Raw genomic sequence first — 17,121 nt, forward strand, 5'->3', positions numbered from 1 at the left:
TTTGAGATTTTCAGCATTATCCCCCTCCTTTTCCTTTTGACTCATGAGATAAATTGGCTGCAAGCCTTGCTGGGCAAGAGATTTAGCTTTTTCCTTATCCCGTACTGACGTTATTTTAGTCGGCAACAACTGAGAAATCGTGATTTTCGGGGTCCCGATTTCTTCTTGGTCAAACAGACCCAAAAATCTCCTCGCAATGCTTGGGTGGTGTGGGAAGAAGATGGCAAGTATCCCAATTTGATTATCGAGTTGCTATCAACTTCTACCGCCACGACAGACCGCAGTTTGAAGAAAGACTTGTATCAAGACCGCTTCCGCACGCCGGAGTATTTCTGGTTTTCCCCAGATACGCTGGAATTTCAAGGTTTTCGATTGATGGGAAATCAATATCAGGAAATTGCCCCAAATGAAAAGAGCTGGCGTTGGAGTGAGGAGCTAGGCTTGTATCTGGGCGTAGAACAGGGACAGCTACGCTACTTTACTCCAGAAGGCGATTGCGTACCGACCCCAGAAGAAGCCGCTCAACAGGCAGTAGAAGCCGCTCAACAGGCTCAAGTGCAAGCTCAGCAAGCTCAAGCGCAGGCTCAACAGGCTCAATCCCAACTAGAACAAGAACGACAACGCGCCGAACGATTGGCTGAACGACTGCGATCGCTCGGTATCGATCTAGAGTAAGCGATCGCTCTTACCCTATTTATCTACCTTTTGCTAGATGACGGCACAAAAACCGATAGAACTTGCGGAATCACCCGAAATCGGGCTGGCGTCTCCGTTGTTCTTTCCCCATCGGTATTAATTGGATAAGGTTTTCGAGTATATAACTCAATGTCTTTACCCTGGATGGTACGCACCCCCCTACCTATCGCAGATTTTCCCCGCAAAGCAGCAAATACCAACGGCAGGGTTTCCCACCAATGCTGAATTTCCAAACTATGCAGATCCAGCCTTTGGTCGTCAATGGTAGCATCATCCGCAATCACTAAGCCACTGCCGTAATAGCGGCCATTCCCCACCGTAATCTGCAAAGTTTTTACTTCGATAGACTGACCTTCCCAGTGGATATCAACCCAAAACGGTCGCACAGTCGAAATAACTTGCACTGCTGTAGCAATATAAGCAAAAACGCCCCAATGCCGCTTCAATCTTTTGGAGACTCTGCGGTTTACTTCTGCACTCAGTCCCAGACTGGCAATATTGAAAAAATACTGTCCGTTCACCCAGCCCAAGTCAATCCGTTGAATTTGACCATTGGCAATGATTTGACAAGCTTCTGGCAGCGACTGGGGAATATTTAGGGTTCTTGCCAGATTATTGGCGGTGCCTAAAGGCAAAATTGCCAAAGGTAAGTCAGTATCTAGCAATCCTTCGACTGCTGCATTGACACTGCCATCTCCACCCCCAATGATGACCAAATCAACCTGTTGGCAGTGTTTCCGAATAAGTTCAGAAAACTGCTTGGGATTTTCACTCTTTTCCTCTACTAGTTCAAAACCCAGTTGTTGCAATTGTTCAACTGCTTGCCGTCTGGCGTCTTGACCTCGTCGAGCATTCGGATTCACTAACAGCAGTGCCCGCTGACTCATTTGCATTGTTTTGAGGGAAATCGGTCATTGGTAGAAAGAAATTACCCCAATCCTCCCAGCCTCAAGTATATGCTTCCGATTGCAGCCTGCGATACTGTCTAGTTGTGTTGCAAAGGAGCTTCCAATCGCTCTTAGGGGATGCGACGGTAGTAATTTCCGTACAAAACTTGTCAAAACACTTGCCAGAATACCCTAATATACGCTACAAGGATAAAGGATTGCTTCCCTAGCGCATAGAATTCTACGCATTAAATCTCAGAAGCGGGAAGCTTTTTTACTTCGTAGTATTTACAAAACTGATTTCTAGACCCTATGACTCAGCAAGTAATTCACCCAATGGTGAAAATGCAGCGTCAAATGCATTCACTTGTAACATCGAATATTATCAAGCCCACAGATAAACTCTGGAAAATCGCTCTCCTCTATGGAGATGAGTGGTCTTACTGGAAAAAAGAACTGTTGGAATTTGGATTTACCATGCAAGATCCAGTCAGCGAACTGCTGGCGGTTGAAGCTTGGGAAGACGAGGATTAAAGGCAGGCGGTTAAAGCTTGGGAAAGTTCCCATGCTGATTGATAGCGATCGCTCGGTCGGGGTTCTGTCACTTTCTCTATCACTATCCGCAGTTGGGGTGTAATTGTCGGCATCCCTTCGACATTGAATCTGTAACCCATCCCCTTTCGTTTATAAAACTTTTGGGGGCTTTCACCACTTAATAGAAAAATTAGGGTCGGCCCGATTGCATATAAATCTGATTGTGTCACTGGCTGACCCCGATCTTGTTCTGGGGCGCTATAATCTGGGGCACCAATGCGTGTGCCTGGTGGCGTGCCAATTTCTTTGACTGCCCCGAAATCCAAAACAACCACCTGATTGTCCCGAAAGCGCACCATCAAATTTGCCGGTTTAATGTCCCGGTGAATGAGGGGCGGATCTTGACTGTGGATATAGCCCAAGATGTCGCAGGCTTGAATCATCCACTCAATCGCCTGTTTAAGATGTACTGGCCCCTTTAGATAGATGCGCTTTTCTAAATCCTCGCCTTGGATCAGCTCCATTGCCAGGTATTTCTTGCCAGCCTCTACAAAAAAGTCATAATACTGCGGAATCCCTGAATGATGCAGTGTCTTGAGGGTACGAGCTTCTCGTTCAAAGAGTTCTCTGGCTTTAGAATTTTGTGCCATATCGGCATTCATTTCCTTTAACACCACGAGAGCCTCCCCGCGCAAACGTTCAGGGTCCCAGGCAAGGTAAGTGGTGCCCATTCCTCCTTGTCCTAGCGTCCGCAACACCTGATACTGACGGATGTGGCGATGTATCTTTACTAGAGGTTGCCCGCAGTGGATGCAGAACAAATTCCCCGGCGGATTTCCGGCGTGAGAACAAGCTGCTTCAGAACTGACTGCTGGCTGTGGGATTGGAATACTGCGTGCCCTTTCTCCGGACTTCTGAGAGAGGGTTGCTGGCTCTTCTGTGCTACTGAGTTGAAATTTCAGTACCGGGCCTCCTCGCGCCAGTTGAATGAGGGAATCATCTGATACCATCCCCTGAGAAATCAGGATGCCATTGACAAAGGTGCCGTTCGTGCCTTGATTGACCAACAACCATTGGACGGATGGGGTGCCTCCGTTGCTACTAGATGAGTTGCCTACTCTCCGAAGTTCTAGATGGTGCCTGGAAACCATGCCATCATTCAGAACTACGTCATTATCAGGGGCGCGACCAATCCGAATCGTGGAGGCTCTTTGGAAGTTCCACTGCTGCGGAGAGGTAGACGATGGATCGAGAAGGGTCAGCGTAACCATAATAGTTTTGAGTTATTAGTTTTAAGTTTTGAGTTTTAAGTTTGAATTCAAAACTCAAAACTCAAAATTCAAAACTTTTAAAACATCTGATGTTGATCCAGGTTTGGTCGCACTTTCGCTCGGATAACCACCGCTGTGATGTTATCGTGACCGTTGTGCTGATTGGCGAGGTCAATGAGTTGCAAAAGACCCTGATCTAGGTTGGCTCTAGAACTTAAGAGAGGCAAAAGGTGAGTTTGCCAGTGAGTTTCTATGAGGTCGTTGTCTGATAAACCATCGGAACACAGAAGCAATAAAGTATCTTCATTGAGTTCCAAAAATTGGACATCAGGACGGACAAAATTTTCGTCTCGCGGTCCCAAAGCTTGGGTCAGCTGGTAAGCATCAGGTCGATCGTAGGCGATGGCAGGGTCTACCCCGCGCTGGATTTCCCGTTGACCCACTTCGTGGTCGATTGTAATTTGTTCTAAACCGCGTTTGCGGCTGAGACGATACAGGCGGCTATCCCCAACATGAGCGATCGCTACCTTCGTATCCTCAATCAAAACCATGACAAGGGTCGTCCCCATTCGTCCAGAGCCAGAGCGTTCTTGCTGTTGGTTAATATCAAAAATCGCTTTATTGGCTAAAAGCACTGCCTCTCGAATGCGGTCTTCTGTTGGTAAACGGTTTTGCCAATTGTCTTGGAAATAGCGCCTGACAGTGTCCACCGCCATCACACTTGCTACTTCGCCCCCAGCGTGTCCTCCCATTCCATCGCAGAGAATATACAGCCCCCGCGCTTGGACGGTTCGACCTAGTGGAGTTTCCTGCTTTTTAACTTCTGTGTTGATGCCGAAGTTGTCTTCATTGTGTTCGCGTTGCCGCCCGATATCCGTGGTACCCGCATCGTCGAGACTGAGCAACTGCATCGGTAGGATGATGGTAGGCATATCATCGCCCTCGCTGGTGTCAGGAACGCGATCTTCTGAGGTGAGGGGCGGCTGAATCCGAGTTTTTGAGGTTTGAGAATCTTCTTGTTCTTGAGCGATCGCTTGTAGCTGCGCTCTCAGCTCTAAGGGGGTTTGAATCTTACCGCTTTGTAGGTTAACCAATAGTTGATCCAGAGAATCTAATTGCGATCGCCCTGATAGTTCAAATAATTTTTGCCACACTTGCCCCAAATTTTCGAGTGACAGGGTTGCGTTGGCTGGCTCTTTATACAAGCGTTGCAGGCACAGTGTCTGATCTTCATCTACGCGCAGATTTGATAGCTCCAGCAGACTCTGACGCATTTGCCAGGGTTCTAGTGCTACCCACAATTTCGTCATTTCATCTAGCCAGTACAAAATCTGCAACAGCGGAATTTGAGCATCATTGTCCAAGTCATTAAGGAGAGGCCACTGGGAACGGTCTTCTAGCAGTACAACGGAAGTTCTGTCCTGCTGCCATGCATCGTGAATCGCTGGCAGGGTCGGGGACAACTTATTCTGTAAATCCAAATATGCTTGTGCAATATTGGGAATACTTTTGGCGGCTAAAGAATTTACATTCAGCGTCTGGTCAATAAAATTACGGTTTTTGACCGATTCCGCCGCAGAAGACATCGATTCTGAGTTACTTGCAGCATTCGCTGCTTCAGCACCTTGTAGCTGCTCCATAATGGCGGTCAGCGGAGCTTTTTGGAACGGCTGGCAATCCAAAACTCTCACCATCACCTCAGCGCTGTCCGAATTGGTCGGTAGGGAGTCTAGCAATTGATAACGCTGTTGAGGGTCTAAATATACAACCTGTGGCGTTAATTGAGTCTCCCCGCTACTGCTATTTTCAGGGGTTGTTTGTGTGGAAGTGTCCGCAGCCGAACTTGAGGCGGTTAATTCGTTCTCCGCCATTGGAGTCTGAGCATCTGTTGATGAAACAGATGCGGAGGGTGACATTGTAGAAGCTGAAGAATTTGCTGACAAAGTGTTTTCCTCTAGTGAAGAGGTTGCCTGCAACTCCCCGGCCCCTGAAGCGTTTGGCAAGGGTACAGTTGCCCCGTCCAGGTCAACTTCAACTGTAAGGTCTGCTGGCATTGTAGCTGCGTCTGAAGCCGCAGCCGGTGACGGCGGTGTTGTTTCAGCAGTCGGGGCGCTCTCTGCAACTTCCATATTTTCGCGAGAATCAGATGTTGCCGCTTCCTGCCCAGGCATGGGAGTGGCGGCTGCGGCGACTTGCGAGTTTAAATCTTTCGAGAGAATTGCCCACCACACCGTTCCCGTCGTGGCACCACATTTGGGACACTCTACGAGATTAAATGGCACTTGAGTTGTGCATTCAGGGCAAACTTTGTGGGTTAGGGAAGTTCCACATTTTTGACAAAACTTGTTGGTATTTGGATTTTCAAACTGACACTGGGGACAGACAAGCATGGCGGAACTTCCTCGATTCCCGTGTGGTGTTTTAACTTAAGGGAGACAAAGTAACTGCGATCTAGTTTGCCACGTCACAATCGAAGCTTCCAACTTCAACGGGTAGAAGTCTTAAGGTCAGCGTTAGCAGACGGGGATGCCATACGCACGTCTTGCACCCTCAATGATTCGTGCTACGTCTACATTACGCGATCGCTCAGTGGATAGCGATCGCAACTCATCACTACTGAATGCGGCTAGCATCAGTTTGACACAGGTTCTTTAATAGTTCTAACTCAATTGAAGTTAGATCGCGCCACTGTCCGGGTTCCAGTCCCACAAGAGACAAGTGAGCGATCGCAACTCGCACCAGCCGCAGCGTCGGAAACCCTACCGCCGCCGTCATCCGTCGTACTTGCCGGTTCCGTCCCTCCGTCAAAGTCATTTCCACCCATGCTGTCGGCACATTCTTGCGAAAGCGAATCGGTGGATCGCGAGGCGGTAGTTGTGGTTCATCGGGTAACAACTGCACCAATGCCTTTCGCGTCCGGTAATCTTGAATAACCACACCTTCGCGCAAATGTCTCAGCGCCTCTTCATCCGGAATACGTTCCACCTGCACCCAGTAAGTCCGGGGATGCCCAAATCGAGGATTGCTCAAGCGATGCTGCATTTGCCCGTCATTCGTCAACAGCAACAATCCTTCACTATCCCAATCCAAACGACCGACTGGATAAACCGAGGGAACGGGAATGTAATCTTTCAGCGTGCTGCGTTTCTGCTCAGTTGGAGTGTTGTCCGTAAACTGAGTTAAGACGCCATAAGGCTTGTAAAAAATCAGATATCGGTACACAAATCAAGGTGTTGGGAATTGGAAAATGGGTAATTGGTAATTGTTCATTCCGATGACCGATTACCCACAGCCCATTAATTGATTTTGACGCGGAAACGGACAAAACCAAAGTTACTACCAGCAACATTAGAAACATCACCCAAATTTACAACAACCGACCCGTCAGGATTAGTTTGGTTAGAGCAAGCGTTTCCCGTAGACAATGGAGCCAAAGGTGATAAGAATACCCCAGCATCTGTATCTGAGGCATTCGTTTGGTTAGTAACTGTTCCCGCGCGATTCAGCGAAATCCCGCTACCTGACCCAAAATTATTGCTAATAAACGTAGTCCCGGATGGAATCGCGTCGCAGAATCTAACGTTATTGACTGGGCTACCACCATCCGATAGGAAGTAGATGGTGTATTCAACTTCATCGCCGCTAGTCAAAGCATTCTCTGATGGTACTTTGACAACTCCTACTGGGGACAGTTGAGCAAAGCCCGGAACATCATCATTTTGGTCATTTGGATCATTTACAAAGCTGCTGAAATTAATTCCGCTAATCGGAACGCCATTTCTCGTTGCATTGGTAATTCGTTTCACCAAACGTAAATTTCCAGCACCGAGTGTAGCCTGCCGGAAGCCAAAATCGGCGTTAGTGACCGTCTGATTGGCGGTGACAGTAACGCGGAATGAGGCATTGTTAGTGGTTAGGGTCAAACCAGGGGGATTGCTGACTTCTACCGTATAAGTGCCTGCGGCAAGACCGCTGAAGACGTAGTTTCCATTGGCGTCCGTGATGGTGGTGGCAATGATGTTGCCGTTGGCATCTTTTAGCGTGAGAGTAACACCACCAATCCCGGTTTCACCAGCGTCTTGAGTGCCGTTGCCGTTAGTATCGTTAAAGACGCGATTGCCAAAAGAAGCACCCGGCTTGCGGAAGCCAAAGTCGATATTGGTGACGGCTTTACCAGGAGTGAAGGTTACAGGAACTGAGTCGTTGCTAGTCGTCAGCGTAAAGCCAGCCGGATCTGTGACATCGATAATGTAGTTGCCGACTGGTAGATTGGTGAAGCTGTAGTTGCCGTTAGCATCCGTGGTGGTGGTAGCAATGATGTTGCCGTTGGCATCTCTCAGCGTGACGGTAACGCCGCTGATTCCTGGTTCATCCGGGTCTTTAGTACCATTACCATCCAAGTCATTAAACACTAGGTCACCAATAGAACCATTGGCCTGGCGGAAGCCAAAGTCCACGTTATTGACAATTGGTGCTGCGGCTGTAAGGCTGACCGGGGAAGAGTCGTTGTTAGTCGTCAGCGTAAATCCAGCCGGATCGGCGACTTCGACGATGTAGTTGCCGAGTGGTAGACCGCTGAAATTGTAGTTGCCGTTAGCGTCCGTGGTGGTGGTGGCAATGACAGCACCGTTGGCATTTTTTAGTGTAACAGCGACACCGCTAATTCCTGGTTCACCCTCATCCTGAATGCCGTTGCCGTTAGTGTCGTTAAAGACGCGATCGCCAATCGTACCTCCCGCAAGGAAGCCAAAGTTGGCATTAGAGAAGTTTGGATTATTAGGTGAGATAGTAACGGAAAGTAAATCGTTGTTACTTGTTAGCTTAAAGCCGGTCGGGTCGGTGACATCGACAATGTAGGTGCCATTTGGCAGATTATTGAAGATGTAATTGCCGTTGGCATCTGTTGTAGTGGTGGCAATGACGTTACCGTTGGCATCTTTCAAAGTAACGGTGACACCACTAATGCCTTTCTCGCCAGCATCCTGAATGCCGTTGCCGTTCAAGTCGTTGTAGACAAGAGTACCGATAGAATTGTTCGGCTGGCGGAAGCCAAAGTCGGCGTTGTCAACATTTTGACCCGTTGCCAGAGTGATGGCAGAAGGAGTGGCAGTGGCAGTGAAGCCAGTCGGGGGGGTGTTGACGGCAACGGTATAGTTGCCTGCTGGCAGATTACTGAAATTGTAGTTACCATTGGCGTCCGTCGTCGTGGTGACGGTGCCATTTGGGCCTGTTAAAGTGACGGTAACGCCGCTGATGCCTGGTTCTCCAGCATCCTGAATGCCGTTACCGTTGGTGTCATTAAAGACGCGATCGCCAATCGTTCCCTGTGGTTGGCGGAAACCAAAATCGGCGTTGGTGACGTTTTGACCCGTTTCTAGATTGATGGCGGCAGGAGTGGCAGTTGGATTGAATCCAGGGGGAGGATTGTTGACGGCAACGGTATAGTTGCCTGCTGGCAGATTGCTGAAGATATAGTTCCCGTTAGGATCAGTCGTCGTGGTAACGGTGGTGCCGCCTGGGCCTGTTAAAGTAACGGTGACGCCGCCGATGCCTGGTTCGCCAGGGTCTTGAATGCCGTTATTGTTCAAGTCATTAAACACTGAGTTGCCGATGGAGGCGTTGGTCTGACGATAGCCGAAGTCCACGTTATTGACAGTTTGACCCGCTCCCAAGTTAACCGAGAATGGATCGTTGTTCGTGGTCAGGGTGAAGCCTGTCGGATCGGTCGCTTCCACCGTGTAGCTGCCTGCTGGCAGATTGGTAAACGTGTAGTTGCCATTAGCGTTCGTTGTTGTTGTGGCGATCGCCGTACCATTGGCATTTTTCAGGGTAACGGTAATATTTGCTAAACCGGGTTCGCCAGGGTCTTGAATGCCATTCCCGTTAGTATCATTGAAGACTAAGTCGCCAATTGAGCCTGTCTGGCGGAAGCCAAAATCCACGTTGCTGATGGTCTGACCTTGAGCGAGGTTAACGTTGAAGGGTTCGTTGCTAGTAGTCAGGGTGAAGCCAGTTGGATCGGTAACTGTGATGCTGTAGCTACCTGCTGGCAAATTGCTAAAGTTGTAGTTGCCATTGGCGTCCGTCGTCGTGGTTAAGGTGCCGCTTGGGCCTGTGAGAGTAACCGTGACACCGGCTAAACCGGGTTCTCCAGGGTCTTGAGTGCCATTCCCGTTAGTATCATTGAAGACTAAGTCACCAATCTTCCCCCCCGGCTGACGGTAGCCAAAGTCCACATTATTCACAGTTTGACCCGCTGCCAGATTAACAGAAAAGGGGTCGTTGCCCGTAGTCAGGGTAAATCCAGCCGGATCGGTCGCATCCACCGTGTAACTGCCAGCAGGGAGATTGGTAAAGCTGTAATTGCCGTTGGCGTCTGTTGTAGCGGTGGCAATGACGTTGCCGTTGGCATCTTTTAGTGTAACGGTGACGCCGCTAATTCCAGGTTCGTTAGCATCTTGAGTGCCATCGCCGTCTAGATCGTTGAAGACGCGATCGCCAATCGTACCCCCTGACGGCTGGCTATAGCCAAAATCCACATTGTTAACCGTCTGTCCCGCTGCCAGATTAACAGGGACTTGGTTGCTACCCGTAGTGATGTTCAAGCCTGCTGGGTTGGTGGCTGTAACCGTGTAGCTGCCTGCTGGCAGATTGGGAAAGCTGTAGTTGCCGTTGGCATCTGTTGTAGTAGTGCCAATGACGTTACCGTTGGCATCTCTTAGAGTAATAGTGACATTTGCTAAACCAGGTTCTCCAGAGTCTTGAGTTCCGTTTGCATTCAGGTCATTGAAAACTAAGTCGCCAATCGAGCCAGTGCTGCTTGGAGTAATGGTAGTAGTTTTATTAACAGATTGCGTAGTGTTATTAGCTGGATCGACCTTGTTATCCATAAAGGAAACAGCATTTATCTGCGTAGTGTCAGCAGTAGTTGCCCCAGCATTTGGAGTCACGCGCAAAATAAAGTTCCCAGTTTGCCCTGGAGTTAAAATTCCCGTGTCAAGAACTCCATTGCTATCAGTATCTAGTAAAGGATTACCCGAAGCATCCAGCAATTGCACCGTGTAATTCCCATTGGTTCCTGTAGTTGTCAGGTTGATAATGTCATTTGTAAAAAAGTTATTCTTGACAGTGAATGGATGATCGACAGGGGTACCAACTGTAGTCGAAAGCGTATCGCTTGGCGTAATCGTGAAGTTACCTGCTGTTGTAGGAGACTGGTCAAACAAAGGTAAGCGGCTGCCATCTGCGTTTGACTCAATAAGGCTTTGATTGTTAGGAGTGAAATTGTTGATTGTCAACTTCCATATTCCAGCATCACCACCTGTGGCTAACTTAGTATTCGTTGCAGTTACGTTGTCGCCTCCATTGTTGAGATTGTTGAGTCCACCGTTCCAAACATTATTATTTGATACTGTGCCTGGTATTGTAGTAGTGCTGTTGGGACGAATATAATCTATGGTTCCGCCATTATCTAAGTCAAAATTTCGCAAGAATAAATTACTCGTCCCATTACTCGTAGGACCGAGTAGAAAATAAAACGGGATTGTCAGGTTATCTCCAGTGTTTTGCTGAACAGTGCCTTGGAAGTTACCAACTAATCCATCACTCTGAGAAACAATTACTTTAAAACTATTGTCATCGTCATTGAGGTTAGTTGCATTATTACCAAAGATTGGCTCCGCTCCTGTCTCACTCGTGACTTGGTATGTACCGGGTTGCTTGACGGTAAAAACAACAGATGTATTATTGGTAGCATTTGTGCCCGTATTCGTCCCAATTACTTGACTCTGAAGAACGTTTGTTCCAGTTGCATCCCGTAATTGAAAGCGAGTCGGGTCGCAACTGGTAGCTCCAGTTGTTGGACAAGTAAAGGTTCCTATATTAGCACCATTAACCTCATCTAATGCTCCGTTACTCTCTGCATCCTCGACCGTAATAGTAACGCTTCCCCCTCCCGCAGCAATCATTGCTGGAGTAATGCTTACGCTGATGCGATGAATTTTATCGGTACTGGTGGTTGGAGTGATACTGGTAGGCGAACAGGGAGTTAAGCCATTTGTGGTATACCAGTCACCAACATTAGCGCAGCGTTGTCGCGCGCTTGTTTGGAAGTTTAGTCCCGGTACAGATGGAAAGGTAGTTTGAGCCGAAGTGACGCTGGGATTTCCAATTAAGGCTGCAATAGTTGCTGTGCCACCAACTAGCCAAAGCTTAAAATTCTGTAGAGGGCAATAAGAATTGGATGATAATTGCAAAGGCTGCCTGAATCGTAGTTGCATGAGTAATTTTTAAAGCTGTAACAAATAATGTTGTCGAAGGCAGCGGGCAATAAAATCTTGGTGTTGCAAAACCCTGGAATAATATAGCCCCTAAGAATTTTTAATTTTTAATTTTAGCTTTAAAGTCGATTTTTTTTGTTCCATGTACCCTCTCCAATCAGAAATATACACTTTGCTCAGTTTATTTTGGCGCGGAAGCGGACAAAACCATAGTTGCTACCTGTTGCATTAGAAATATTACCCAAATTCACAGTTACCGCTCCATCAGCATTATTTTGATTCGGACAACCATTCCCCGCAGGTAAAGGAGCAAGTGGCGAGAGAAATGTCCCTTCGTCTGCATCTAAAACATTAGTCCGGGGGGCAATTGTTCCAGCACGATTCACCGAAATTCCCGCACCCGAACCAAAACTATCGGCGATAAAGCTTGTCCCTGTTGGAATCGGATCGCAGAATCTGACATTGTTAGCTGGAGCCGTTCCATCAGAGAGAAAATAAATGGTGTATTCGACTTCGTCGCCGCTTCTCAAAGCTGTTTCAGCCGCTATGGTAGAAACTCCTACTGGCGACAATTGCGACCAGCCAGATGCATTGTCATTGTCGCTGTTTAGGTCATCTACAAAACTATTAAAGTTAATCCCACTCAGCGGCGCACCGTTTCTAGTCACAGATGTGATTCGTTTCACCAAACGCAGATTCGCGTTCCCAAATGAAGCGACCGTCAGCACAGTCGGGTCATCATCCCCAGTATTTGGAAGGTTTCCTTGATTAATTCCATCATCTACAATTTGAGGCAAGTCACCATTTCCTTGAATGGCATCTGTAACCGATGAGTTAACCGTGCCACCTGTTGATGTAGCAACAGCTTGGTTGCTAATCTGCACGCCAGCAGCCGCTGTAATAATTGCCTGAAACTTGATGACTACCCGACCACCATTTCCACTTAATGTGCCCAAAGCTGTCGGATTGGTAAGGTTCGGGTCAGTTGTACCGTTGTAGTTGGGATTTTGTGTCACTGTTGTCCCCGTACCGGAGGCTGTAAAGCTATAACTGCCAGCAACAAAACTCAACTTAGTGGCATCAAGGCTGTCGGTCGCTAGGAAGTTAGTGACAGGGGTCGCGGAGTTATTAACATAGGTAATCGTGAATTCAACCGTATCTCCAGTGGTGACCGAAGCGCTAGCATCTGCGTCTGTGACCAGACGAACTGATTTGATGCCAGTGGGCGTAACGGGGTTAGGTTGAATGGTAGTTGTAGAGCTTGATGTGTTGTTGTTGGGATTGGGGTCGGTCACATCTTTCGGTCGCGTGACCGTTGCCGTATTGCTCAATTGCTCAGATGGGGCGATCGGAGAGATGGCACCTGTGACGGTATAGGTAGCAACAGCTGCACTGTTGAGATTGACCGTGGTGTTGATAGCATTTCCCGTACCGCTAGCTTGTCCGCAACTACCAGTCCCAGTTGTAATGGCGCAAGTCCAAGTGACTCCAGTAATTTGAGCTGGGACGTTGTCTGTCACCGTTGCTCCAGTTACGTTAGAGGGGCCGTTGTTGGTAACGGTGAGGGTGTAGGTGACAGGGCTACCTGCAACCACTGGGTTGGTCACCAAGGTTTTTTGAATCTGCAAATCGGCTTGTGATATAGTGATGCCTTGCTTAAGATCGGTGATAGTAGACGGGTAGTATGTCCAGGTATCAATGCCTCTGTCATTACCAAAGAGGTTAGTAAACTCATGAGCGCCATTAATACTGGAAACCCCTCCCAGAGCGTTCACAGGAGTGGGCGCTCCTGCAACCTGTTGATTATTGGTTAAAGGAGCGTCGTTATAGTAGACCTCATAAGGATCGGGAGCCGGTAGTGTTGCCACCTTTGGCTCATTGAGCCGCTGGATAATCAGACCTTCTGGGTTGTTTTCTGGGTCTAGAAACGGAAAATGAATTTCACCTGCACTGAGTACGATTTGCGCTCCGTAAGGGATAGCGCTAGCAGAAACATTCACTCCATTGGCATCTAATCCATCCCAAGGTACTGTGTTGAACCCAGACTCTGCTATACCAACCAGTACGCGATCGTTAGCGTTGCCGAATTCCTTGTCTCCATTGAGATCGAGAACAATTCTGTAACTGCCCTGTGCGGGGGTGTCAAAGCTGAAAGTACCTCCTAAGGGGTCAGTAGTACCAGCTTGATTGTTAGTCCCCTCTGTGCCTGTAAATGTAAAATTCTCGGGCTGAGGGGGCTTAACGGCTTCTGTCAGTAGCCATGTCTTACCACCACTGGCTGGACTTATGGGTGCTTCCAGTGGCAGCTTAGAAAGGGGATTATCAGGTCGATTAAAGAAGATTTTATAGGTGACATCCGTCCCGACATCTGGCTGATCCGGGTTATATACGTTACTTCCTGCAAGTGGAACGGATTGGTAAATCGGACCGCCGTTTGGATTTGCTGTGAAACCTTTGTTATTCGCAAAAAAGATAAATCCAAAGGGGTCGATACCATTCAGGTCGATTCGGTACAGATAGCCTTCATCGGTGAGAATAATGGCTTCGGAACGCAACTCTGCTGGCTGATTGGCTCCCAAATTGAGAGACAAATAATTTGCATAAGCTCGACCGGTGATAGCGGTATTTCCATTGACGACGGTGACATCCCAAGCTGTCACCACACCCAGATTGGGCTGAGTCCAGTTAGCTTGGGCAAGAACCGGGGGCGGGTTGGTATTGATAGCAGCATTAGTAGGATTTGGGCTGACAAAATCAATTTCCCAAATTCCTGCTCCTGTTGCGGCAGTCTGAGCCGCTGTAATTGTACAGGGAGTGTAGCCTGCGGGATTGAGCGGCGCTGGACCTGCAACCTCTTGCGCTCGGTTGACGATCTTTCCGATACCTGCACCACAAGAAGTAAAAGTAGTGCTATTAGGCGGTCTATATCTGATCTCGCCAACTCCAACACCAACGGCACTGGAACCAAGATAGATCGTTTCCCCTGGATTAGCGAAAACTCTAATTCTGCTTCGACGCGGTATTGGAGTATCTAGAAATGTAGCCGTTTCATAATATTCCAAGTAAGGGCGGTAGCCTGAGTTCTCGGTCAGTTCCCGACTGCCTTCAGCAAATGCCGCTTGAGTCCAGCCGCTAATCGCGCAAATGGATAAGGCAAGGCTGCCGAAGCGACAACTCCAGCGGCTAACGGAGGCGCTAATTTTTTGCAAGTGTTGGGATTTTAACGGCGAACTCACTCTGCTTTCTCTCGCTAGGGGTGAAGACATCAAGATGGGAGGGAACAGATAACGGGTTAATGGCGGTTAGAAATCGATGGGTAACGATTCTTACTCCAACTGCAAATCTTCTTCTTGGACAAATAACTCGATGCCTCTGGCATCTTGGAAGATAAATTCGACCCGGCGATTCCGGGCATAATCTAGACGGTTTCTTCCGGTTACTCGTGGTTGAGATTCACCCAAGGCGCGAATTGTCATGCGTTCTGGGGCAATGCCTTGACGCAGTAAATAATTTCTCACTGCGATCGCTCGCCGATTTGACAAGTCAAGATTATAAGCATCGCTAGCACGAGGATCGGTGTGACCTCGAAGCTCAACCACAATCGGGGGATTTGCTTGTAAAACTTCGGCAATTCGATCCAGAACTCTGGCACTTTCTGGACTAATCGTCGCTTTGTCGAGGGCAAAGTGGACGTTGGTGGGTACCTGGATGCGGATGGGTTCTGGCGGTTGCGGTTCTTCCGGCGGCACTTGTACCACTGGTGGAGCGGGTGCGGTAGTACATTGAGGAATTGTCCGCAGTCTGCTTTGCAATATATTCCTGCTAGTGAAGTTGGTGGTGGAAGAGAGGTTTACCCGGTCGCCGACGGGTGAGACAATTTCAGCATTGGCAGCGGGTTCAGAGGTGCCGTATTTTGGGATGGTAGCGATCGCGCTGACTCTATCTCCTGGTTGCAAATTATCAACCGTGACACTAAATTTCCCCTCGTCATCTGCTGCTATCGTCGTCAACGGTTCGCTGAGAGGGGCATAGGGCGTCTCGGTATTCTCCTTCACTTGATAAACTGTCACCTGAGAACCCGGATCGGCAGTTCCAGACAGATTCGTTTTATTACCGAGTACAAAAAATTCGCGGCTAATGAACTGGGGAGCATTAATCGCTGAGTTAGCCGTATCCAAGCGACGATTGGGCGAATTCCGGAGTGGATTGGGGCCATCTCCCCGTTGATACTCTTGGACACCCGTGTTTTGTTGAGCAATTAAGTCGATGCTCAAACCGTCTAAATCGAAGTAACGATTGGATTGAATGAGATTGCGATCGCTCTTGGGATACGATGCAACCACTACACCTGGTCCGGTTTGATGACCGATTTGGTTTTCGATCACCTGATGATCGTTCCCCATTAAGTAAACGGCTGCCCGACGCAAGCGACGACCGTTATAAATAATTTGGTTATTGTTAATCTGCGCCGCACCTTGGGGTTTAAATAAAAAGACACCACTACCATCGTTGCCGCAAATCAAATTAGCGCTAACTTGCGTGTTATCAATCCTTCCTTCTAAGCGAATCGCATCGGGCATTCCCGCAATCCCGTTGCCAACAATAATGTTTTCTGTCACCTGCAAATTCTCAGCTTGGACAGAGGTAATAATCCCGCTACCATCGTGGTTGGCAATTCGGTTGCGTTGAATCGTTGTTCCTAAGCTGTTAAAGACAAATACCCCAAATGCCGAAGTTTGCTGCGGCACACTTTGATCGGGCAAAATCCCTAACCAGTTGTTTTCAATTACTACATTTTTGGGGGAATTGGAAATTGGTGATGGTTCGCCTTCCCGATTCTCCATTAACTTTTGACCGTTCGCAGCTCCTTTAATCGCAGCAGACTGAGGATTATCGATAAAAATATCTGCGGGTGGCAAGGTAGCCGTGGCGCGATGGCGAGAGGTGAAACCATAGAGGCTTAATCCTCGAATCGTCACCCCATCCGCAACAACTGTTAAGCCACGGAATACTTCTCGATTGGCAGCGGGAGCGATCGCGACTACCGGAATCGGAATTGCAATCTCGGCAGTTGCAGATCCTTCGGGGTCATACTCTGGTTGCGTTGTACCATCAACAATTAATCCCGGACGAGCTAATGGTGGCAACACCTCAACGAGGCGGATGGTGGTATCTGCTGACGGCAAATTAAAAGCAATCAGCGTCGTACCAACATTACTTGAAACCAGACTTTGTTCGGCACTACTAAGACGATCTAAAGGTAATGTCCCATTAACAATCTCAATCGCTTCCCTCAGCGTTAAGGCATCATCTGGATTAACGGCTCCATCCTGGTTGCTATTAACAACAACTTTTAAATTTTCTGTCTGAGCAGTTGCAGAAACAGGCAACAGTAAAAAAACAAAAGGTAAGAGAAACTTTTTAGCGTTCATTTGTAGTCATTCGTGATTAGCG

General features: G+C 48.2%; 9 protein-coding genes and 1 pseudogene. 2 read left to right on the forward strand and 8 right to left on the reverse strand.

Annotation, left to right across the window (positions count from 1 at the left end):
- Positions 1 to 183 (reverse strand): hypothetical protein (locus NDA03_RS18065; RefSeq protein ID WP_348238764.1); only part of this gene is annotated, 183 nt, incomplete at its 3' end.
- Here NDA03_RS18065 and NDA03_RS18070 point away from each other — a divergent pair.
- Positions 112 to 675, forward strand: a pseudogene (locus NDA03_RS18070) (Uma2 family endonuclease); the annotation flags it as partial. The gene NDA03_RS18065 and the pseudogene NDA03_RS18070 sit on opposite strands and share 72 nt — an antisense overlap.
- A 23-nt stretch (positions 676 to 698) precedes the next feature.
- On the opposite strand, the gene NDA03_RS18075 reads toward NDA03_RS18070, so the two are convergent.
- A complete protein-coding gene (locus NDA03_RS18075) occupies positions 699 to 1,583 on the reverse strand; it encodes a lipid kinase (RefSeq protein ID WP_190429421.1) in 885 nt (294 codons plus the stop codon).
- A gap of 312 nt (positions 1,584 to 1,895) precedes the next feature.
- On the opposite strand from NDA03_RS18075, the gene NDA03_RS18080 reads away from it, so the two are divergent.
- Positions 1,896 to 2,117, forward strand: coding sequence for a DUF4327 family protein (locus NDA03_RS18080; RefSeq protein ID WP_190415607.1), 222 nt, complete (start codon positions 1,896 to 1,898; stop codon positions 2,115 to 2,117).
- Here the strand turns inward: NDA03_RS18080 and NDA03_RS18085 are convergent.
- The 6 genes from NDA03_RS18085 to NDA03_RS18110 form a co-directional block, all read right to left on the reverse strand.
- Complete coding sequence (locus NDA03_RS18085) at positions 2,114 to 3,388, reverse strand: protein kinase (protein WP_190684582.1); 1,275 nt, start codon at positions 3,386 to 3,388, stop codon at positions 2,114 to 2,116. The two genes, NDA03_RS18080 and NDA03_RS18085, sit on opposite strands and share 4 nt — an antisense overlap.
- A gap of 77 nt (positions 3,389 to 3,465) precedes the next feature.
- Positions 3,466 to 5,778 carry a serine/threonine phosphatase gene (locus tag NDA03_RS18090; protein ID WP_348238765.1) on the reverse strand — a complete coding sequence of 771 codons (2,313 nt, stop codon included), beginning with the start codon at positions 5,776 to 5,778 and terminating at the stop codon, positions 3,466 to 3,468.
- Between the two features lie 223 nt (positions 5,779 to 6,001).
- Positions 6,002 to 6,610, reverse strand: coding sequence for a pseudouridine synthase (locus tag NDA03_RS18095; RefSeq protein WP_348238766.1), 609 nt, complete (start codon positions 6,608 to 6,610; stop codon positions 6,002 to 6,004).
- 74 nt (positions 6,611 to 6,684) lie between these two features.
- Entirely contained in the window at positions 6,685 to 11,667 is a 4,983-nt protein-coding gene (locus NDA03_RS18100) for an SdrD B-like domain-containing protein (protein WP_348238767.1), read from the reverse strand.
- A gap of 176 nt (positions 11,668 to 11,843) precedes the next feature.
- On the reverse strand, positions 11,844 to 14,903 hold the full coding sequence (locus NDA03_RS18105) for a DUF11 domain-containing protein (protein ID WP_190415619.1): 3,060 nt from the start codon (positions 14,901 to 14,903) through the stop codon (positions 11,844 to 11,846).
- A gap of 90 nt (positions 14,904 to 14,993) precedes the next feature.
- Positions 14,994 to 17,099, reverse strand: coding sequence for an OmpA family protein (locus NDA03_RS18110; RefSeq protein ID WP_348238768.1), 2,106 nt, complete (start codon positions 17,097 to 17,099; stop codon positions 14,994 to 14,996).
- Positions 17,100 to 17,121 lie beyond the last annotated feature (22 nt).

Source organism: Trichocoleus sp. Lan (assembly GCF_039961855.1).
Lineage (GTDB): Bacteria > Cyanobacteriota > Cyanobacteriia > Cyanobacteriales > FACHB-T130 > FACHB-T130.